This window comes from Actinoplanes sp. 13 (assembly GCF_056134165.1).
Genome location: NZ_JBVYOQ010000006.1, coordinates 322238 through 341388, shown reverse-complemented (window position 1 = coordinate 341388; position 19151 = coordinate 322238). Strand labels below are relative to the sequence as shown.

At 71.8% G+C, this 19151-nt stretch carries 19 protein-coding genes; 11 read left to right on the top strand and 8 right to left on the bottom strand.

The genetic code is table 11. The annotated features are described in order from the left end of the window. Nucleotides 1-141 precede the first annotated feature (141 nt). Entirely contained in the window at nt 142-993 is an 852-nt protein-coding gene (locus AC0NH5_RS16200; protein ID WP_474404335.1) for a sigma-70 family RNA polymerase sigma factor, read from the top strand. Between the two features lie 61 nt (nt 994-1054). On the opposite strand, the gene AC0NH5_RS16195 is transcribed toward AC0NH5_RS16200, so the two are convergent. Next, the gene (locus AC0NH5_RS16195) at nt 1055-1639 is read right to left on the bottom strand and encodes a hypothetical protein (protein WP_474404333.1); all 585 of its coding nucleotides are present in this window, start codon (nt 1637-1639) and stop codon (nt 1055-1057) included. A gap of 174 nt (nt 1640-1813) precedes the next feature. Between AC0NH5_RS16195 and AC0NH5_RS16190 the strand changes: the two genes are divergently transcribed. Further along, a complete protein-coding gene (locus AC0NH5_RS16190; protein ID WP_474404332.1) occupies nt 1814-4117 on the top strand; it encodes a HelD family protein in 2304 nt (767 codons plus the stop codon). A 146-nt stretch (nt 4118-4263) separates the two neighbouring features. After that, nucleotides 4264-5106 (top strand): GNAT family N-acetyltransferase, encoded by an 843-nt coding sequence (locus AC0NH5_RS16185; RefSeq protein WP_474404330.1) that lies wholly within the window; start codon nt 4264-4266, stop codon nt 5104-5106. A gap of 61 nt (nt 5107-5167) precedes the next feature. Here AC0NH5_RS16185 and AC0NH5_RS16180 read toward each other — a convergent pair whose 3' ends face one another. After that, a complete protein-coding gene (locus tag AC0NH5_RS16180) occupies nt 5168-6094 on the bottom strand; it encodes a sigma-70 family RNA polymerase sigma factor (RefSeq protein ID WP_474404328.1) in 927 nt (308 codons plus the stop codon). A gap of 201 nt (nt 6095-6295) precedes the next feature. On the opposite strand from AC0NH5_RS16180, the gene AC0NH5_RS16175 reads away from it, so the two are divergent. The 6 genes from AC0NH5_RS16175 to AC0NH5_RS16150 all read left to right on the top strand — a co-directional run bounded on the left by AC0NH5_RS16175 (nt 6296) and on the right by AC0NH5_RS16150 (nt 11089). Further along, nucleotides 6296-6796 carry a DUF456 domain-containing protein gene (locus tag AC0NH5_RS16175; RefSeq protein WP_474404327.1) on the top strand — a complete coding sequence of 167 codons (501 nt, stop codon included), beginning with the start codon at nt 6296-6298 and terminating at the stop codon, nt 6794-6796. 183 nt (nt 6797-6979) lie between these two features. Next, nucleotides 6980-7549: a replication-relaxation family protein gene (locus tag AC0NH5_RS16170; RefSeq protein ID WP_474404325.1), complete on the top strand. Its 570-nt coding sequence runs from the start codon at nt 6980-6982 to the stop codon at nt 7547-7549. A 26-nt stretch (nt 7550-7575) separates the two neighbouring features. Continuing rightward, a complete protein-coding gene (locus tag AC0NH5_RS16165) occupies nt 7576-8184 on the top strand; it encodes a TetR/AcrR family transcriptional regulator (protein WP_474404324.1) in 609 nt (202 codons plus the stop codon). Then, nucleotides 8159-8965 carry a class I SAM-dependent methyltransferase gene (locus AC0NH5_RS16160; RefSeq protein WP_474404322.1) on the top strand — a complete coding sequence of 269 codons (807 nt, stop codon included), beginning with the start codon at nt 8159-8161 and terminating at the stop codon, nt 8963-8965. Before AC0NH5_RS16165 ends, AC0NH5_RS16160 begins: the two co-directional genes overlap by 26 nt. 350 nt (nt 8966-9315) lie before the next feature. Further along, complete coding sequence (locus AC0NH5_RS16155; protein ID WP_474404320.1) at nt 9316-10068, top strand: class I SAM-dependent methyltransferase; 753 nt, start codon at nt 9316-9318, stop codon at nt 10066-10068. A gap of 277 nt (nt 10069-10345) precedes the next feature. Further along, a complete protein-coding gene (locus AC0NH5_RS16150; RefSeq protein ID WP_474404318.1) occupies nt 10346-11089 on the top strand; it encodes a HEAT repeat domain-containing protein in 744 nt (247 codons plus the stop codon). 322 nt (nt 11090-11411) lie between these two features. Here the strand turns inward: AC0NH5_RS16150 and AC0NH5_RS16145 are convergent, their stop codons facing one another. Both AC0NH5_RS16145 and AC0NH5_RS16140 read right to left on the bottom strand, forming a co-directional pair. Beyond that, the gene (locus AC0NH5_RS16145) at nt 11412-12635 is read right to left on the bottom strand and encodes a D-alanyl-D-alanine carboxypeptidase family protein (RefSeq protein ID WP_474404451.1); all 1224 of its coding nucleotides are present in this window, start codon (nt 12633-12635) and stop codon (nt 11412-11414) included. Between the two features lie 167 nt (nt 12636-12802). Further along, on the bottom strand, nt 12803-13234 hold the full coding sequence (locus tag AC0NH5_RS16140; RefSeq protein ID WP_474404316.1) for a hypothetical protein: 432 nt from the start codon (nt 13232-13234) through the stop codon (nt 12803-12805). A 197-nt stretch (nt 13235-13431) separates the two neighbouring features. On the opposite strand from AC0NH5_RS16140, the gene AC0NH5_RS16135 reads away from it, so the two are divergent. Further along, the gene (locus AC0NH5_RS16135) at nt 13432-13782 is read left to right on the top strand and encodes a histone-like nucleoid-structuring protein Lsr2 (RefSeq protein WP_474404314.1); all 351 of its coding nucleotides are present in this window, start codon (nt 13432-13434) and stop codon (nt 13780-13782) included. Nucleotides 13783-13912: 130 nt separating this feature from the next. Here the strand turns inward: AC0NH5_RS16135 and AC0NH5_RS16130 are convergent, their stop codons facing one another. The 4 genes from AC0NH5_RS16130 to AC0NH5_RS16115 form a co-directional block, all read right to left on the bottom strand. Then, nucleotides 13913-14791, bottom strand: a complete 879-nt coding sequence (locus tag AC0NH5_RS16130) for an LLM class flavin-dependent oxidoreductase (RefSeq protein ID WP_474404313.1) — start codon at nt 14789-14791, stop codon at nt 13913-13915. A 38-nt stretch (nt 14792-14829) separates the two neighbouring features. Continuing rightward, nucleotides 14830-15285, bottom strand: a complete 456-nt coding sequence (locus AC0NH5_RS16125; protein ID WP_474404311.1) for a MarR family winged helix-turn-helix transcriptional regulator — start codon at nt 15283-15285, stop codon at nt 14830-14832. Nucleotides 15286-15368: 83 nt separating this feature from the next. Next, the gene (locus AC0NH5_RS16120; protein WP_474404310.1) at nt 15369-16511 is read right to left on the bottom strand and encodes a PP2C family protein-serine/threonine phosphatase; all 1143 of its coding nucleotides are present in this window, start codon (nt 16509-16511) and stop codon (nt 15369-15371) included. A 123-nt stretch (nt 16512-16634) separates the two neighbouring features. Beyond that, nucleotides 16635-17030, bottom strand: coding sequence for an ATP-binding protein (locus AC0NH5_RS16115; RefSeq protein ID WP_474404308.1), 396 nt, complete (start codon nt 17028-17030; stop codon nt 16635-16637). 156 nt (nt 17031-17186) lie between these two features. On the opposite strand from AC0NH5_RS16115, the gene AC0NH5_RS16110 reads away from it, so the two are divergent. Continuing rightward, the gene (locus AC0NH5_RS16110; RefSeq protein ID WP_474404306.1) at nt 17187-19094 is read left to right on the top strand and encodes a sigma-70 family RNA polymerase sigma factor; all 1908 of its coding nucleotides are present in this window, start codon (nt 17187-17189) and stop codon (nt 19092-19094) included. Nucleotides 19095-19151: the final 57 nt, after the last annotated feature.

Genomic DNA, 19151 nt, shown 5'->3' with positions numbered 1-19151 from the left:
GCCGCCGCTCCAGATCATTGTACCGGGCACCCTCCGCAACCAGCTCGCACCCGAAGGCGAACCGGTTTGCACTCAACGCGCCCCATCTTTTTCCTCAGTGCCGGGTCACCCCCAACCCGGCAGGGCTTGAGGAGACCCCTGATGACCGGTGAAACACTGGCCGCGGAGCGCCGTCGCGAGGACATCGTGCGAGCGAACATGCCGCTCGTCGGGCACCTGGTACGGGAGATGCTGGCCCGGGTTCCGGCCCACGTGAACCGCGACGACCTGCTCTCCGCAGGATACGCCGCCCTGGTGGCGGCCGCTCGCGGGTTCGACCCGGACCGTGGCGTCCCGTTCCCCCGATTCGCTGCCGCGCGGGTCCGCGGCGCCCTCCTGGACGAGTTGCGCGGGCTCGACTGGGCCAGCCGCTCGGTGCGCCAGCGGGCCCGCCGCACCGACTCGGCGCGGGAGGAGCTGATCGCCGAACTGGGCCGGACCCCCACCGTCCAGGAGGTGGCGGAACGGCTCGGCTGCACCGTCGAGGACATCGAGCACGCCGAGGACGACGTGCATCGCGCGACCGTCTTCAGCCTCCAGGGCTTCGCCACCGCGACAGCCGACGACATCGTCACCGAGCCGGGCGCCGGCCCCGAGGAGATGCTGATCCGGCGGGAGCGGCTCGGTTACCTGCGGCACGCGGTCGACGCGCTGCCCGATCGGCTGCGGGTGGTGGTCGAGCGGTACTTCTTCGAGGAGCGCCCGATGGCCCAGATCGCCGACGAGCTGGGTGTCAGCGAGTCCCGGGTGTCGCAGCTGCGCGCCGAGGCGCTGGTGCTGCTCCGGGACGGGCTCAACACGCACCTCGACCCCTCCCTGGCCGCGCAGACGCCGCCGAAGGAGGGCTGTGTGGCCCGTCGCCGGGCGGCGTACTACGACCGGATCGCCAGCCGTGGCACGCTGCGGTCCCGGCTCGCCATGACCGGGCTGGACGGCCTGCCCGTGGCTGCCTGAGCTTTTGCGTCCCGAGGGGCCCGTCGCGGTTCGCGGCGGGCCCCGGTACGTTCACCGGCCGTCAGGCGTTGGCGCAGGTGCCGGCTTTCTTCTGCGCGGCGATCGCCTTGTCCGCGCCCAGCTTGTAGAGGGCGAGACCCTCCTTGGCGGGCTCCAGCTTCCAGGCGTCGGCCTCGTAGACCATCGTGTACGACTGCGCCGCGACCAGCTGCTTCGCGATCACGACGGCCCGATCGGTGCCCTCCATGCGTGCGCTGGTGAGCTGGATCGCCAGGCCCTTGCGGGAGCAGGCCTGGTTGAGCTTGACGTAGTCGTCCTTGCTGATCGCCTGCTTGCCGGCAGTGGTGTACATCTCCCACGCCCCGGCGAAGTCGCCACCGCTGAACCGGTCGAACACCGTCTGCGCGGCGGCCTTGGCGCCCTCGAGGGTCTTCTGCTCCGGTCCGCCCGCGGCGGCCGCGGCGGCGTTGCCGGCCGGCTCCTCGGCGTCGTCCGAGCAGGCAGCGGCGAAGGTGATCGTGGCGGCCCCGGCCAGGGCCAAGGCGAACAGACGTCGGCCACCGAGGGTCCGGCGTGGTTGCTGTCCGGCGGCGACCGCGCCGAGGGTGACAGAGCCGGGACGTCGGTGCGGGTGGTTGTTGTCCATGTCCCGGTTAATGAGGCGCGCCGGGTCGGCGTAACGGCCCCGGCGTGTCGAGACGGATTGCTGACAGTCGCACCGCGGGCCGTAACCCGCCGCGGCTCCGCTATTCTGGGCGTTTGCCGAAAGCTTCACCGCAAACACAAAAAGGCAACCATGAAATGGTTGCCAAGCGCCGGAATGATAGCACGAAAAGGGGCGACTTTGTCAAGCTCGAACGCCGACGTGGATTCCGAGCAGGCGTACTTGACCACGCTCTACCAGCGGCTGGACAAACTGCGTGCGCAGGCCGACAGCCGGCTGAAGGCGATTCTGCTGGAGGGTGGCGGCACCCCACAGGGCCGGACCCAGCGCGAGGCCACCCGCAGCCACTACGCCGAGCAGCTCGCCCAGTTCAACTCCGTCGAGAACGGACTGTGCTTCGGCCGCCTCGACTTCACCGCCGAGCGGCCGCGTTACGTCGGCCGGCTCGGGCTCTTCGACGACGACCACAACCCGCTGCTGGTGGACTGGCGCGCACCCGCCTCCCGTCCGTTCTATCTGGCCACCGCGGTCAGCCCGCAGGGTGTGACCCGGCGGCGGCACCTGCGCACCCGGGGCCGGGTGCTGACCGGTGTGGACGACGAGGTGCTCGACCTGGCGGCCGGCGACGGGACCGGGCGCGAGGACGTGACCGGCGAGGCGGCGCTGCTCTCGGCGCTGACCGCGAACCGGACCGGCCGGATGCGCGACATCGTCGAGACCATCCAGGCCGAACAGGACGAGGTGATCCGGTCCGGGCTGCCGGGGGTGCTCGTCGTGCAGGGCGGCCCGGGCACCGGCAAGACCGCGGTCGCGCTGCACCGCGCGGCGTACCTCCTGTACACCTACCGCGAGCAGCTGACCCGCAGCGGTGTGCTGATCCTCGGGCCGAACACGACCTTCCTGCGCTACATCTCCCAGGTGCTGCCGTCGCTGGCCGAGACCGGTGTGCTGCTGGCCACTCTCGGGGACATGTTCCCCGGCGTCCGCGCCCGGGCCGCCGAGTCGTCCGCGGCCGCCGCGCTCAAGGGCCGCCTGCACATGCTCGACGTGCTGGAGAACGCGGTCGCCGACCGGCAGACCGTGCCGGACGACTTCGTCGAGGTCGACCACGACGGCTACCCGGTGCGCATCGAACGCGCGGTGCTGGAGGAGGCCCGCTCGGCGGCCCGCCGGTCCGGCCGGCCGCACAACGTGGCCCGGCAGATCTTCGTGACCGAGGCGATCCACGCCCTGTCGCTGCAGATCGCCGAGCGGATCGGCGCCGACCCGCTCGGCGGCGACAACCTGCTCTCCGAGGCCGACCTCGCCGAGACCCGGCGGGAGCTGCGCGAGGACATCGACGTGCAGCGGGCGCTGTTCGAGTTCTGGCCGGTGCTCACCCCGCGCCAGGTGCTGCGCGACCTGCTCACCGACGACGGGCGCCTGGAGTCGGCGGGCCTGACCGAGCCGGAGCGGGCCCTGCTGCTGCGGGACGCCTCAGCCGGCTGGGCGCCCGCCGACGTGCCGCTGCTCGACGAGCTGGCCGAGCTGCTCGGCGTCGACGACACCCTCAAGGCGCGTGAGCAGGCCCGCCAGCGGCAGGCCGCGATCGAATACGCCGAGGGCGTCCTGGAGATCGTCGAGGGCTCCCGGTCGCTCGACTTCGAGGACGTCGAGGAGGAGATCCTGTCGGCGATCGACGTCGTGGACGCGAGCGCCTTCGTGGAGCGGCACGAGGTGCTCGACACCCGGACCGCCGCCGAGCGGGCCGCCGCCGACCGCACCTGGTCGTTCGGGCACGTCATCGTCGACGAGGCCCAGGAGCTGTCGCCGATGGCCTGGCGCCTGCTGATGCGCCGCTGCCCGAGCCGCTCGATCACCGCGGTCGGCGACGTCGCGCAGACCTCCGAGCTGGCCGGCACCACCACCTGGGACCAGGTCTTCGAGCCCTACGTCGCGCAGCGCTGGCGGCTGGTCGAGCTGAGCGTGAACTACCGCACCCCGGCGGAGATCATGGCGGTCGCGGCCGACGTGCTGGCCGCGGTCGATCCCGGGCTGCGGCCGCCCCGGTCGGTCCGCTCGGCCGGCGTGACGCCGTGGGCGCGCCGGGTGGCGCCCGGCGCTCTCTCCGACGAACTTCTCGCGGCGGTACGCAAGGAGGCGGCGCTGATCGAGGAAGGCCGGCTCGGCGTCCTCGTCCCGGACAGCCTGGAGGCCTCGCTCGGGGCCGACCTCGTCGCCGCCGTCCCGGGCGCGGCCGTCGGTGAGCAGCCCGACCTGCTCAACCACGTGGTGCTGATGACCGTCCGGCAGGCGAAGGGTCTCGAGTTCGACTCCGTGCTGGTGGTGGCCCCGGACGAGATCCTCACCGAGAGCCCGCGCGGCCTGTCCGACCTCTACGTGGCGATCACCCGGGCGACGCGGCGGCTGGGCATCCTGCACACCGCCGACCTCCCCAAGGTCCTCTCCTCCCTCGCCTGACCCGGTGTGTGAAGTTGGGGTGCGCTCCGCACCTCAACTTCACACAGTGCAACGCCCCCACCTAGGTGCGGAGCGCGCCCGAAGTCACCACGCGGAGGGTGGCGGTATCGGGGTCATCCGGGCGTACCCGGCTATACCGTTGGGCGGTGGGGACATTCACGGTCTCGTCGGCTACAGCGGACGACATGCGACTGGTCGCGGAGTGGGCGGCCGCCGAGGGCTGGCATCCCGGGGACGGTGACGAGAACGTCTTCTTCGCCACCGACCCGACCGGCTTCCTGGTCGGGCGGCTCGACGAGCACCCGGTCAGCTCGATCGCCGCGGTCCGGTACGGGACCGGCCACGGCTACATCGGCCTCTACCTGACCGTGCCGGAGCACCGCGGCAAGGGTTACGGCCGGCAGACCTGGCAGGCCGGCATGCAGCGGCTGTCCGGCCGGTCCATCGGGCTCGACAGCGTCATGGCCCAGCTCGGGAACTACCGCAAGTCCGGGTTCCGCGACGTCTGGACCACCACCCGCTACGACGGGGTGCTGGCCGGTGCGGAGGTCGCCGCCGACATCGAGGTGGTGGAGGCGCGCGAGGTCCCGTTCGCCGAACTGGCCGCCTATGACCGGCGGTTCTTCCCGGCCGAGCGGGACGCGCTCCTCGCGCTCTGGATCACCGGGGCCGGGCGGCACGGGGTCGCCGCGATCCGGGACGACCGGGTGGCCGGGTTCGCGGTGCGGCGGCCGGCCGGTGACACCGACCGGGTCGGGCCGGTCTTCGCCGACTCGGTGGAGATCGCCGAGTCGCTGCTGGCCGGGCTGAGCACCGATTACGAGATGCCGGTGCTGATCGACGTGCCGGGGGTCAACCCGGCGGCGGTGAAGCTGGTCGAGCGGCTCGGTCTGCGGCCGGCCTTCGAGACGGTGCGGATGTACACCACCGGGCAACCCGACATCGAGACGTCCGGCGTCTACGCCGTCACCAGCCTGGAACTCGGCTGAGAAACACATCAGCGACGACAGCAGGGCCCGGCGAGTGCCGGGCCCTGCTGTCGTCAGTACGTCACGCCGCCGGGGCCGGCTGCATCTTCCCGCCGCGGCCGAGCGTGGTGTGGCCGTGCGCGTTGGTCATGGCCAGACGGCTGCGCATGGTGGTGTTGCCGGCGATGGTGGCGTAGTAGCTCGCCCGCCGCCGGGCGATGATGCTCTCCGGGTTGTCCGGCACCGGGGCCAGGTCCGGGTTCAGGTGGGTGTTCAGGCCGTCCTTGAGCAGCGACAGCGCCTCGGCGCGCAGCTGGCTGACGCGGCTCTCGGTGACGCCGAGGTCGGCGGCGATGTCGGCCATCGGGCGCTCCCGCAGGAAGTACTCGGTGACGACGGTCTGCAGCCGCTCCGGCAGCGACTCGATGGCGTGGTGCAGATAGCCGATCTGCTCGCGGCGCAGCAGCATCTCCTCCGGGCCCGGGTCGCGCTCGGTGACCAGGTCGTCGGCGGAGCTGGTGGTGAAGCCCTGCAGCGACAGCACGGTGGCGCGCTGCACGTCGGTGTCGGTCTGGTGCAGGTCGGTCGTGGTGGTGCCGAGGGCCTGGGCCAGCTCCTCCGGGGTGGGGGTGCGGCCGAGCGTGGTGGTGAGCTGCTGGCGGGTGACGTCGGTGTTGCGGGCCTTGGACCGCACCGAGCGGGTCGCCCAGTCCAGCGCGCGCAGCTCGTCGAGCAGGGCGCCGCGGATCCGGGTGCCGGCGAAGCGGTGGAACGGCACGCCGCGGGCCGGGTCCCAGCCGCGGACGGCGGTGACCAGGGCGTGCAGCCCGGCGCTGGTCAGGTCGTCACGGTGGATGTGGTTGGGGATGCGGCTGAGCATGTCACGCACCAGGTGGCCGACGAGCGGCATGTGCGTGCGGATCATCTCCTCCTGCTCAGCGGCGGAGAGCACGGGCGTGGCGGTGGTGTCGGCGGTGAGGTCGGCAGCGGTCGTCACGGTGCTGGTCATTTCGTTTCCCCCGGTTTCGTCGGCGCCCCGGTTGGTGGGCGTCGGCTGACAGGGAGAACTTTCCGGCGCGCAGGGTGCACGCTCCGGTCACGCTCAGTTGCGTACTGGTTGCTTGCGAACCCCGTACCCGGCGTTGGTCATCCATCGGCGGCCGGTGGGCCGGGTTGAGGGTTCCGCCGGCGGTGGTGCAGGGTGGGCCGCATGGATCTGAGTGACACCGGCGGCCTCGTCGCCCTGCTGTCCGGAGTGCTGATCGCGACCGGGGTGGTCGGCGTGCTGCTGCCGGTGGTGCCCGGCCTGCTGCTCAGCTGGTCAGGTGTGCTGCTCTGGACGCTGCTCGGCGAAGGCACGGCGAGCGTCCGCTGGCTGGTGCTCCTGGCCGCCACGCTGATCGCCGGCACCGGCCTCGTGATCAAGTTCCTCTGGCCCGGCCAGCGCCTGAAGCGCACCGGCGTCCCCAGCTCGGCCATCCTGGCCGGTGGCGTCCTCGGCCTGATCGGGTTCTTCGTGATCCCGGTGGTCGGCCTGGTGCTGGGCTTCCTGCTCGGCGTCTACCTGGTCGAACTCAACCGCGTCGGCCAGGAGCGCGCCTGGCCCTCGACCCGCGCCGCCTTCGCCGCGGTCGGCCTGTCCCTGCTGGTCGAGTTCGCCGCGTCCCTCGCGATCGCCGTCGTCTGGGTGTTCGGCCTGATCATCGCCTGACGGTCACCCCGGGCGACCCTCTCACCCATCCTGGCCCGCCCGTAGTTTCCAGCCCAAAAACAACTACAGCTCTGGTCAGAGCCCTTATAGCGCCGGGCGATCGCCGCCCCTGCCTAACGCGGTTGGCTAGCGGTGCCGTTGATTCCGGGCTGGAAGCTACGGCTACGCCGGCCGGCGTAGCCGGTGCTGGCCGGCGACGTCGTCCGGGTGCTGTATCAGCACCGGGTCGCCACGACCGGCCAGCTGCAGCAGCTGCTCGTCCCGCACACCGCCGACGCGTCGTATCTGCGTCGCGTGCTGCGCGCCGCGGCCGGGGCCGGGCTCGTCGACGCCGCGGCGTACGGGTCGGCCGGGCACCGGGTCTGGTACCTCACGCTCGGCGGGTACGCGGCCGTGGAGGCCTCCGGCGAGGTGGAGACCCGCGCCCACCGCATGACGCCGGCGTTGGTCGCCGGTGGGCTGCTCGCGCACCGCCCGGCCGTCGTCTCCACGGCCGGCGTCGCCGGCAGGGCCGTCACCACGGCGCCGGCCGGGAGCAGGCCGTTCCGGGCGCTGGCGCGTGTCAGCGCCCGGCCGACGAGAGCCATCATCGCCACCGCCTCAGCCCCGTGCCGCACACCGGTGTGGCTGAACCCTTCCGCGACGGCGGAAGCGCCCGCGGCCAGGCCGAAGACCCACATCCGACGATCCTCGCAGCCGGTGTGGCGGCCCGAGGGGGCATCGGGCGATCCGGCCACGGGGTCTTGTTTGTAAGTGGTTACTGCTGTAAGGCTGCGGGCATGGCAACACAGCGCAGCACCGCGCCGCGGCGGCGTTCCGATGCGGTGTCGATCGCCATGCGGGTGATCGCGGATCATGGGGCCACCACCGCGTCGGTGCAGAAGGTCGCCGACGGGATGGGCGTCTCCCAGCCGTACGTCTTCCGGCTCTTCGGCAGCAAGCGGGGCCTGTTCCTGGCCTGCCTGGACGAGATGGAGTCGCGCATCCGGACGGCGATGCGCCAGGCCACCGGCGGTGACCCGGAGCCGTTGCCGGCGATCCGGGCCGGTTACCGGGAGTTGATCGCCGACGGTGTGATCACCGGGCTGTGGCTGCAGGCATGCGCCGCGGCCCGCGCGGACGAGGTGATCGCGGCCCGCTGCCGGGCGATGATCGCCGCCGTCCTCGACGAGGCGCAGACCCTGTCCGGGGCCGGGCCGGAGGCGGTGACCGCGTCCCTGGCACGCGGCACGCTCGTCGTGATGATGCAGGCGGTCGGCATGGACATCAGCGCCGGGATTCAGCCTGCCCTGGACGTGCTCCGAGAAGAAAGCGTGCCTCGAGACGAGAGCGCGCTCCGATACGACAGCGAAGGAGCGGACCATGGAACTGTTCGGAACGGTGGCTGACCTCTATGACAGCGCCCGGCCCGGCTATCCGCCGGAGATCGCCTACGCGATTCTGGCGTACCACGGCGGCGGCCCCGGCTCGGTGACCGAGGTGGGCGCCGGGACCGGCAAGGCGACCGAGGTCCTGGCCCGCCTCGACGTCCCGCTCACCTGTGTCGAACCGGATCAGCGGATGGCGGATCTGCTGGCCGGGCGGTTCCCGCGGGCGCGGATCCACGTCGGCACGTTCGAGGAGTGGACGCCGCCGGCGGGTGGGACCGATGTGCTGGCGTGCGCGATGGCCTGGCACTGGCTGGACCCGGCGACCCGCAACGACCTGGCACACGACGCACTCGCGCCGGGCGGGACACTCGCGGTGTTCGGGCATCACTACGGATACGCCGACCCGGAGCAGGGCGCGGCGATCCGGGCGGCTCTGCGGGCGGTCGATCCGAGCGTACGGGAGCGGCCCGCCGGATGGTTCGGCGACGACATCCGGGGCGGTGGGCGCTTCACGAACGTACGCGAAAAGGTCTGGAACCACCGCTTGCCGCTGGAGAAGGCCGGATATTTGGACCTCATGCGGACCTTCGGGCCCTACCTGGAAAGGCCAGCGGACATGCGGCGGCGTGGCCTGACCGCACTCGGTGAGCTGCTCGACGGCTTCGGCGGATCCGTCGTCATGGAGCTGCGGACCACCCTCGTCCTCGCCGCCCGCCCGCCCGCCCGCGATGATCACCGCAGCCGGGCGGATCACGGCCCCGAGGCGAAGGAGACGATCGTGTCGAGGGACGGCCGGTAGCCGTCGGTGGTGTCCACCTTGTCGTCGTGCCGGGTCGCCACCAGCCGCGCCAGGTACCAGATGTTGATCACCGCCAGGACCTGATGCGCGGCTGCTGCGCACGGCGCCGGTCACCTTGTACGTATTCGATCTGCTCGTCCTCGACGAGCAGGAGATCCTGGCCGCGCCCTACGCCGAACGCCGGGAGCTGCTGGAGGACTTGCGACTTCGCGGTGACGGCATAGACACGCCGCCGTTCTTCGTCGACGCGGCCGATGATTTGTATGCCGCGGTGCAGGTGATCATTCGAGAGAGCGGCGAGCGTAAAGATCGACGGAACGTCGCATCAAGGAACTCGATGGGGAGGCACTGTGGCCAGTCCGCGCCTGGAGCTCGACACCCGCTCACCCGACGCCATCGATGGCCGCCATCTGCGTGCTGTCGCCTTCCAGGAGGTCCGCCTCCAGTACGTACGAAAGATCCCCAATTTGGTACGGCCAGGAGCCCGCACTCTGATCGTCGGCGGTGGCCGCGGTGTCCTGCCCGCCGGGCTCGCCGGGCTCGGCCTCGACGTCATCAGCGTCGACCCGTCACCGGTCGCGACCGAACTGGCCCACGATTCCGTCCCGGAGGTCACCTTCGCGACCGCTCCGGCCGAGGACCTGCCGTTCGCGGATGCATCCTTCGACGTCGTCTACTGCGCCGACACCTTCGAGATTGCCGGCGACCTCGACGCAGTGGTCCGCGAGGCGGCCCGTGTGCTGCGGCAGGGCGGCATTCTCGTCTACGACACAGTGAATCGGACGGTGCCCGGTCGCGCTGTATACCTCGGCGCCTTCCAGGGCGTCTCGTTTACCCGCATCATGCCGCCCGGCCGGTACGCGGTCGCGCGCCTGCGTCCCCCGGCCGAGGTCGACGCCGCTATGGCCGCACACGGTCTGCATGGCGAGGACGTGTGCAGTTTCAAGCCTGCGAGCATCGGCCGTCTGGTTCTCGCGGTACTGCGCCGCCGCCGCGGCCGGCTCACCGACGATGAGGTCGGCCCGCTGACCGGTTTCGTCCTGGACCCGAACGGGAAGCCGATCGTCACGTATCTGGGATGGGCGTCAAAACCCGGTGCATAGGCAAGTGCCTGACGCCCATCAGCCTGGGATTCCCGCCGAAGAGCGGTGAGGTGAGCTCATCAGCCGGCTGGCCGCGGGTCGAGGTGCATCGGAGAATGGCCGTCCGGCGGCTACATCCGTGAGGTGATCTCCCCAGGTCCAGACCTAGATCAACTGCTTAGCGTTGTTTTTGGTCTGGAAACTACTTCTGACGCCTGTCTGCGGGGCAGGTGTGGTGCGGAGGGGTGATGCGAATCCGCTGGTGCGATCGGTGGAGGCTTGGCTACGCTGCGCCGCAATGGCGAACCTGGTGCACCTGACTCCCGAGGGCCGGGCGCGGCGAATTGTCCGTTCCGGCGTTGCAGCGCGCAGTCTCGGCGGGGCCGGTGAATGGGGCGTCTACTGCATGCCCGTGCTCACCTCCTACATGCTCACCCACCAGTGGGTACGCGAGCTGCGGCGCTGGCACCCGGGCGTGCTCGCCGCCATGGACCTGCGCATCTCCGACGACGAGCCGGTCCTGATCGGCCGGTACAACCGGGAGCCGGAGCGCTGCCCGGCTGCAAGGGCCGTTGCCTTGGTGCGCGAGGCGGCCGATCCACGTGGCTTTGAGATCTTCGTGCCCCGTGCGGTCTCGGCCGGCGAAGTGCGTCGAGTCCGAAGCGTGGCGCAGGGCATCGGGTGGCGGCACAAGCCGGACGCGCACGGCGTCCGGCCCTGTACCTGTCCGGCCTGCATTCAACCCGGCACCCCCAAGGTGGCCCGATTGCGTCGCCGTCTGCCGAACGAGGACTTCCGGCCCCGGAGGACCAAGCCGGAGCTGATGGCGCAGCTGCGCGGCGCGGCGACGGTGGAGGACGTCTGTGACGCGCTGTGGGGTCTTGGCGCGCGCAGCCGGGGCGGTGCCGAAGAGCTCGAGTTCCTTGCCGATCATCCCGACCCGGACGTACGCGAGCTGCTCTACGAGGTGCTGGAGTCCTATCGCGGCAAGGCCGCCCGCGAGTTGCGGGCCCGGCTGCTAAGTAAGGCCGACTGGCTCTGACCCACCACGACGTCCGCGTCGGCGACCAAGCGCAGCGCAGCACTGTCGCGACGCTGAAGTGGCGCCACTGCGATCGCCTCCGCGACTCGATTTCGGTCACACAAAGTAATCAGCTCGGCCTCGCGCAGACGAGAATCCGCGACAGTTGAATAGGCGCTCTCACCAGTCGGGCGGCCCATCCTGCCGTGGTACGACCGATGTCCGGTCCCGTGGCCATGCGCGACCCGGCTGCGGCTCCGGGCCGGAGCGCGACCGCCGGGCTGAAGCGGTGGCCGGCCTTCAGGCAGCCCCGGGCGGGCGCGCCGCCCCGACGGCGCGCGGATCAGCCGGGGTGACGGGAGAGGCGGCGCCGCCGGCGCTGGGTGAGCAACAGCAGGAGGGGCGCGGCGGCCAGCACCACCGCGACCGACGCGGCGGCCGCGATGGAGAGGCCGCGCGGCGGTTGCGGCTTGGCGTTGTTCGCCGGCGCACCAGGCGCACCAGGCGCACCCTGCGCACCGGGTGCTCCCGGCGCCGCTGCCGCGGTGCCGGCGGCTTCGGCGGCGGCTCGGGCGCTCGCCACCTCTTCCGGCGTCACCAGATTGCCGACCGAGGCGCCCTTCGGCAGCGAGAAGCCCCAGTCGAGGAGCTCGGCGCCCTGCTCCCAGCCACGCAGCGGGCGGGCCTCGGCGCCGAGCAGGGTGGCGACCAGGCGGCGGCCGTCGCGCTCGGCGCCGCCGACGTAGCTGTGCCGGGCGAGCGTGGTGAAGCCGGTCTTGCCGCCGAGCGCGCCCGGGTAGTTGTAAATCAGCTTGTTCTCGTTCTGGAACTGGAAGGCGCCGGCCTTGCGAGCCTTCTGTGCCGGCATCTGCGCGGAACGCGTCAGCGCGTACTTGCGGAAGTCGCCGCTGGCGAAGCACACCCGGGCGATCAGCGCGAGGTCGTACGCGCTGGTGAACTGCCCTTTGCCGTCGAGACCGGAGGGGGTGACCGCGTGCGTCTGGCGCGCGCCCAGCGAGGCGGCCTTGGCGTTCATCGCGGCGACGGTCTTGGCGAGGCCGTCCCGGCCGCCGCCACCGGCCATCCGGGCGAGGGCGTTCGCGGCGTCGTTGCCGGAGTTCAGCAGCAGGCCGAGCCAGAGGGTCGAGACCGGGTACCGGCCGCCGAGGACCAGGCCCACCGCCGAGCTGCCGGGTTCGATGTTCAGATCGTCCCGGGTGATCGTGACCTGCTGTCCCGGGTCGAGCCGGTCGATCGCGGTGGCGGCCAGCAGCATCTTCTGCACGCTCGCCGGCGTCTGGTAGCCGTGCGGGTCGCAGGCACCCAGCACCTCGCCGGTGTCCAGGTCGGCGACCAGCCAGGTGGTGGCCGTGATCGCCGGGGGGCGGGGGCTTCCTGCGGGCGTGACGAGGCCGTGGGTGGCGAGCGCGTCACCGCCGAGCGCCATGTCCGCGGGGTTGTCGGCCGGGGGCACCGGGCGGGGTGGCCGGCTGGGCGCGGCGACCTTCGGCTTCGGGCACGGGATGTCGGCCCTGGCAGCGGCTTTCACCGCCGCCGCCGGCTTCATCGTCGCGGCTTTCACCGCCGCCGCAGGCTTCCCGGCGGGCGCCGGCTTTCCGGCCGGGACAGGTGTTGCCGTCGCCCGCGCGGGCAGCAGGGGAGTCGACGGCGCGGGCAGCAGGGGAAGGGACAGGACCGTGGCGGTCAGCGCCGCGAGGGGTCGGCGGAGTGACGTCACGGCCAGCGGGCTCCCGCCTCCAGCCGCCGCTCGAGCAGCTGCCCGAGCGGCATGGGCTCGCCGTCCCCGCCGCCCGCGCCCACGATCATCCGGGGCATGCTGGGGGAGAGGTCGGCGCCGGCGAACCGGGCACGCAGGGACGACGGAACAGTGAGGATGTAGTACTCCGCGTCCTCGCCGACCGCCACCGAGCGGTCGGACTTGAGGTACCACCCGCGGACGTTCGTCCGGTAGGTGGAGCGGCCGTCGAGCGTACGCGCGCTGAGGGTGTGCGGCTCGAGTCCCGCTTCGCCGGCCCGGCGGACGAAGTCGTCCAGCAGTGCGGCCGCCTTGCGTGCCTCCGCGACCCGGTCGGCCTCCAGCGCCGCGGCGCGGCCGGCCACCGCCCGCCTCTGCTGCTCCCGCCAGGCGACCTGCTCGTCCTGCATGGCGCCGACCCTAACGTGAACACCGGCCCGGCGGCCAACCGGGCTTTCCCGGATTCGGCGCTAATACCGGCTACCGCTATTCTGATAACGGCGGGCCGCCCCGTGGAAAGAATTGCCGGATCGCGCCGGGGAGTTGCGCGGTGGACCGGTGGGGAGCGAGACTGGGCGCGGTTGATTAATTTTCTTCGGGAGTCGTTATGGCGCGGCAGGTAATCACCACCCTGATCGACGATCTGGACGGCAAGAAGGCGGATCGGACCGTTGAGTTCAGCCTCGACGGCGTCGCCTACACGATCGACCTTTCCGAGACGAATGCCGGAAAGTTGCGCAAGGCTCTCGACCCGTACATCAGCGCGGGCACCCGGCTGGGCCGCTCCACCGCGGGGCGTATCCCGTCGCGGGGCGCTGCGCCGGCCCGGACCGCCGGTTCCCGTGACGAGAACCGGCTGATCCGTGAGTGGGCGATCCGCAACGGGCACAAAATCTCCGAGCGGGGCCGCATTCCGCAGGAGGTCAGCAACGCGTACCGGGAGGCGCACGCCCGCTGAATCCCGGCCCGGGGCACAGCCGGCGCCGCGCGGGCGCCGGCTCTGCGATCAACTCATAACTGTCGGTAAACCTGTGCCGAAATTCCGCCCGGCCGATCGTCCGAATTGGATGGAAGCGTAAAGAAAAGGCTCAGCGGCGGAGCCGGGGAAGTTCTCCGGCCACGGCTTCGAGGACCTTCTCGTCGCCGGTGTACCAACTGGACTCCCGCGGCCAGTGCGTGATGACGTCGGTGAAGCCGAGCTCATTCGCCCGGCCGACCGCGTCGGTGAACGCATCCACGCTGGTCATCGAGTACAACGGCGCCGAGTCCAGATTGAGGTAACGGTCCATCGCGTCGTGCGGGCGGCCCGTGGAGGCCAGCGCCGCGTCGAATCGATCCTTGGCGGCGGCCACCGAATTCCACCAGTCCTGAGCGGTTTCCACGCCTTGGTCGCCGGTCGTCACCCAGCCGTCCCCGTGGCGCGCGGCGAGCCGCATCGCCCGCGGCCCGTTGGCGGCGACCACGAACGGCGGCCGGGGGTGCTGGACCGGGCCGGGCGTGCTGCGGGCGTCCACCGCACGGAACCACTCGCCGGACCACGTGGTGGCCGGTGTGCGCAGCACGGTGTCGAACAGCTCGAGGAACTCGGCGAAGCGGTCCACCCGCTGCCGTGGTGTGAGTTCCGGAGCGCCGAGCACGGCCGAGTCGAAGCCGATGCCGCCCGCGCCCAGGCCGAGGATCAGCCGGCCGCCGGAGATGTCGTCCAGCGCGGTGGCCTCCCGGGCGAAATGCACCGGGTGCCGGAAGTTCGGCGAGGCCACGTAGGTTCCGAGGCGGATCCGGGACGTGACCGTGGCGGCCGCGGTCAGCGTCGGCACCGCGTCGAACCACGGGCCGTCCACCAGGTCGCGCCAGCCGAGATGGTCGTACGTCCAGGCGTGGTCGAAGCCGTACTCCTCGGCGAGACGCCAGCGGCGGCTCGCCTCGGACCAGCGCTGGTCGGGCAGGATCACGATGCCGATACGCATCCGGGCAGCGTATCCGCCGCCGGCCAGGGTCTGTCCCACTAGGCGGTGCGGAGGCCGGTCTCCGGGGAATCGGTGGCCGCGACCTCGAAGGCCTGCAGCGCCCGGACCAGATCCTGCCGGGCCTCCGGCGTCATCCGGCCCAGCACCTCGGCGAGGGCGTCCTGCCGGCTCTCCCGGAGGTCGGCGAGCAGTCGCCGGGACGTCGAGGTGAGCAGCAGCCGCACCTCTCGGCGGTCCCGCGGGTCGGCGACGCGGCGCAGCAGCCCGGTCGCCTCGAGACGGTCGCAGAGCCGGCTGGCCGAGGACGGGACCACCTCGAGCGCCTCGGCGAGGCGGCTCATGTTGGTGTGCCGGTTGCCCGCCACGATGGTGAGCACGCGGAGCTGCGCCGGCGGGATCGCCGGGTGGTGCGCGAGGCGGGGCCGATCGAGGACGGCCATCAGTGCCTCCACCGATGTCTCGACCGCCGCGGCCACCTCGATCGGTCGCTCCATGCCGTTCCCCGTTGCTTGAGTCGCGGACTGCTGAGCCTGTACCCCTACCCCGTACGGCGGCGTTCACGCATACCGATACGGACTCAGCGCCGCCAGTCCAGGCAGACCGTGACGGCGTCGTCTTCCGGCTCGGCGCCGGCATGGTAGTCGCGCAGACTACGCATCACGGTACCCACCGCCTCGGTGGCGGGCTGCAACCGTGTCCGCCGCAACGCGCTGAGCAGGGCGGATTCTCCGAACGGGGCTCGCTTCGCGGGCACCGCGGCGTGAACGCCGTCGCTGACGACGAGCATCCGGTCGCCCGGTTCGAGCTGGAACCGCTGGATCTCGTAGCTCGCCTCGCCGAACATGCCGAGCGGCAGCTGCTGTTCCAGATCGACCGGCGTGATGTCGCCGCCGCGGGCGATCAGACAGTGCGGCGAGCCGGCGTCGACCGCCGACACCCCGCCGCCGACCAGGTCGATCTCCAACAGCAGGGTGGCCGCGTGCGAGGCGCCGTGGAACTGCGCATTCACGGCGTCGGAGGCGAGTTCGGCCTGCTCGACGATGTCGGCGCCGCACCGCCGGGCGTTGCGCATCGCGTTGACCGCCACCGCGGTGAGCAGTGACGCCTCCAACCCGTCGCCGGAGCCGTTGAGCACGGTGAGGGTCAGCCGGTCGTCGTCGAGGGACCAGTCGAAGTGGTCGCCGTGCACGGCGTACGCCGGCTCCAGCTGCCCGGCCACCAGGAAGCGGTCATCGCCGAGGGACCGGCCGGGCAGCAGCTCCCACTGCAGCTCGGCCGCCATGGTGAGCCGGGCGCGGCGCTGCGCCCGCCGGTACCGGTCGGTGACCCCGGCGACCGCGCGCAGGGCGATGGCCAGGTCGTCGGCGTGCGCGGCCAGTTGCTCGGTGAGTTCCGGCTCGGGTCGCTGGGGGAGGTCCAGGCGCAGCACCCCGACCCGTTCGCCCCAGGAGTTGAGCGGCAGATGCAGCCGGGTGGCGCCGGTGGCGGTGGCCTGGGTGTCCGGGCGCTGGCTGCCGAAACAGCGCAGCACTGCTGGTTCGGCGGCGGCCCCGTCGTCGTCCAGCATCGGGCAGAGGGTGGACAGCGTCAGGTCGGGCATGAAGACCTCGACCCGGTCGGCCCCGTAGTGCCGGCGCAGATGGTCGGAGGCCACCTCCGGCAGACGATCGGGGGGCGAGGCACGCAGCAGGACGCCTAGCGGGACCGGACGGTCGGACAATTTTCTCGACTCCTCTCGTCCATCGCTCCCGCCCCACGCGAAGTATTTGTTATGGGGCAAGCGTTTGCGCCGGACAGACCTTACTGGTCCGTCCGGCGTCAGGTGGAACGAGGTGCTTGGTGCTCAGGCGAAGGACTTCTCGAAGTGGATCAGACTTCCCATCCGCGGGCTCGACTGCATGCGTACGTTCTCGCCGAGCGCCTTGATCAGGAAGAGGCCGCGTCCGCGTTCGCTGGATGCGGAGGGCGAGGTGCCCGCCTCGCTCGGGTCGAAGCCGGCGCCCTCGTCGACCACGTCGATCGAGCAGCGGTCGTCACCGACGTCGAGACGGACTTCGAAACTTTCCGTCCCGCCGGCGTGCTTGACCACGTTGGCACAGGCTTCGGTGAGCGCGATCTCCAGATCGGCGCCCGCCTGGCGATCCACACACAGGACCGACAGGGCGGCACGCAACAGCCGGCGCACGGCCGGGACGCTGTCCACCTCTCGTGGCAGGTTGAGCCGGACCGACATGCGCATGCCACCTCTGTTGCCCGATCGGCCCGCCGGCTAACCAAGCCGGTCGCCCGACGGGGGACAAGTAGCTGAGAAGACGTGCTCGCGGATTCGTGTTATCCATGGTCACCCTGACCGTCTCCCTATCCGGTACGACGGGCAGGCCTGGAGAGGTGGACCATGACGAGACAACCCGACACCGCCACGGTGCTGGCGGCCCGCGCCGGTGATCCGGCCGCGGTCGACCGTCTGGTCGCGGGGTACCTCCCGCTGGTCTACACGATCGTCGGCCGGGCCCTGGAGGGCCACGCGGACGTTGACGACGTGGTGCAGGAGGTCATGCTCCGGGTGCTGCGCAGCCTCGGCGAGCTGCGGGAGCCGGAGGCGTTCCGGTCGTGGCTGGTGGCGATCACCGTCCGCCAGGTGCGCGAGCGCTTCCGCACCCGGCGGACCGCTCCGGAGGCGTTGCTGGACGAGGACCTGCGGGACCCCGGCGCCGATTTCACCGACCTGGCGATCACCCGGCTGGAGCTCTCCGGCCAGCGCCGGGAGACCGCCGAGGCGACCCGCTGGCTCGACGAGGAATACCGCGAGCTGCTCTCGCTCTGGTGGCTGGAGGCCTCCGGCGAGCTGACCCGCGACGAGATCGTCGAGGCCACCGGGGTGGGCCGCCAGCACGCCGCGGTCCGGATCCAGCGGATGAAGGCGCAGCTCGAGACGGCCCGTGCGGTGGTCCGGGCGCTGAACCGGGCGCCGCGCTGCCCGGAGCTGATGGACCTGACGGCGACCTGGGACGGCCGGCCGGGCTCGCTGTGGCGCAAGCGGATCGCCCGGCACACCCGCGAGTGCCGGTTCTGCGGGCCGGCCTGGGACAACCTGGTGGCGGCGGAGCGCCTGCTGGCCGGGATGGCGCTGGTGCCGCTGTCGCCCGGCGTCATCGGGGCCGCCGGCTCCCTGCCCGCCTTCACCGCCGGCACCGCGGGTGCGGGCAAGGCAGCCGCGGGCAATGCGGCGGCGGGCAAGGCCGCGGCCGGAAAGGCCGCCGTGGGCAAGGCCGCGGCCGGGAAGCTGGCGGCGAAGGCCGGCGCCGGCGTGGCCAACAAGGTGCTCGCCGGGGTGCTGGCCGTCGGTGCCGTCGGCGGCGGGACCGCGGCCGTCATGGCCACCCGGGACGAACCCGCACCGCTCTCGCCCGTCGCGGTGGCGACCCTCGCGCCGTCACCCCCTTCGACCACGCCGGCGGCCGTGCCGATCACGCCGCCGGCGTCCCCCTCCCCGGCCACCTCGAAACCGCCGGCGCGGCCGTCCACGTCGCCGTCCGCGAAGCCGAAACCCGTGGTCCCCGCCGCCGAGTCGTCGAAGAAGGGCGCCGCGGTCTGGAAGTTCGCCGGCTCCAAGGGCGCGCTCGCCGACGTCGGCGCCTCCTGGTACTACAGCTGGGGCCCGAACGACAACGACGTGCCCGGGCCGGCCGGCGTCGACTTCGTGCCGATGATCTGGGGTGCGGCGAACGTCACCGACGCCACCCTGAAGGAGGCGAAGGCCGAGGGCGACGGCGTGCTGCTCGGCTTCAACGAGCCCGATCTGCCCGAGCAGTCGAACATGTCCGTCGAGGCCGCGCTGGACGCCTGGCCCCGCCTGGAGTCGACCGGGATGAAGCTGGTCAGCCCCGCGGTGGCGTTCGGCGGTGACACCCCCGGCGGGTGGCTGGACCGCTTCATGAAGGGCGCCGCGGACCGGAACCTGCGGGTCGACGCGATCGCCCTGCACTGGTACGGCTCCGACTTCAGCGCCGCGGCCGTCGAGCAGTTCCTCGGTTACGTCGACGCCGTGCACCGGCGGTACGGCAAGCCGATCTGGATCACCGAGTTCGGGCTGATCAACTTCGGCGGATCGCCGAAGTACGCGAGCGACGCGCAGAAGGTCCGGTTCATCAAGGGCGCCACCGCAGGCCTGGAGAAGCGGTCCTTCGTCGAGCGGTACGCCTATTTCGGCCTGCCCGCGGTCGGGGACAGCGTCGACTTCGGGTTGTACAAGGACGGCCGGACGCCCACCGAGGCGGGGAAGGCGTACCGCGCCGCGGGGTAGCCCGCGCCGTGCGGCCGGACGGCGGCCGGGCCACGCCGTAGCCCGGCCATCCCTGAC

Bases quoted from the DNA above. Each gene is read 5' to 3' on its own strand.
- AC0NH5_RS16165 (WP_474404324.1), top strand. From the start codon at position 7,576: ATGGCAACACAGCGCAGCACCGCGCCGCGGCGGCGTTCCGATGCGGTG.
- AC0NH5_RS16145 (WP_474404451.1), bottom strand. From the start codon at position 12,635: ATGAAGCCGGCGGCGGCGGTGAAAGCCGCTGCCAGGGCCGACATCCCG.
- AC0NH5_RS16125 (WP_474404311.1), bottom strand. From the start codon at position 15,285: ATGGAGCGACCGATCGAGGTGGCCGCGGCGGTCGAGACATCGGTGGAG.
- AC0NH5_RS16180 (WP_474404328.1), bottom strand. From the start codon at position 6,094: ATGACCAGCACCGTGACGACCGCTGCCGACCTCACCGCCGACACCACC.
- AC0NH5_RS16200 (WP_474404335.1), top strand. From the start codon at position 142: ATGACCGGTGAAACACTGGCCGCGGAGCGCCGTCGCGAGGACATCGTG.
- AC0NH5_RS16150 (WP_474404318.1), top strand. From the start codon at position 10,346: ATGGCGAACCTGGTGCACCTGACTCCCGAGGGCCGGGCGCGGCGAATT.
- AC0NH5_RS16110 (WP_474404306.1), top strand. From the start codon at position 17,187: ATGACGAGACAACCCGACACCGCCACGGTGCTGGCGGCCCGCGCCGGT.
- AC0NH5_RS16175 (WP_474404327.1), top strand. From the start codon at position 6,296: ATGGATCTGAGTGACACCGGCGGCCTCGTCGCCCTGCTGTCCGGAGTG.
- AC0NH5_RS16140 (WP_474404316.1), bottom strand. From the start codon at position 13,234: ATGCAGGACGAGCAGGTCGCCTGGCGGGAGCAGCAGAGGCGGGCGGTG.
- AC0NH5_RS16135 (WP_474404314.1), top strand. From the start codon at position 13,432: ATGGCGCGGCAGGTAATCACCACCCTGATCGACGATCTGGACGGCAAG.
- AC0NH5_RS16130 (WP_474404313.1), bottom strand. From the start codon at position 14,791: ATGCGTATCGGCATCGTGATCCTGCCCGACCAGCGCTGGTCCGAGGCG.
- AC0NH5_RS16115 (WP_474404308.1), bottom strand. From the start codon at position 17,030: ATGCGCATGTCGGTCCGGCTCAACCTGCCACGAGAGGTGGACAGCGTC.
- AC0NH5_RS16195 (WP_474404333.1), bottom strand. From the start codon at position 1,639: ATGGACAACAACCACCCGCACCGACGTCCCGGCTCTGTCACCCTCGGC.
- AC0NH5_RS16160 (WP_474404322.1), top strand. From the start codon at position 8,159: ATGGAACTGTTCGGAACGGTGGCTGACCTCTATGACAGCGCCCGGCCC.
- AC0NH5_RS16190 (WP_474404332.1), top strand. From the start codon at position 1,814: ATGATAGCACGAAAAGGGGCGACTTTGTCAAGCTCGAACGCCGACGTG.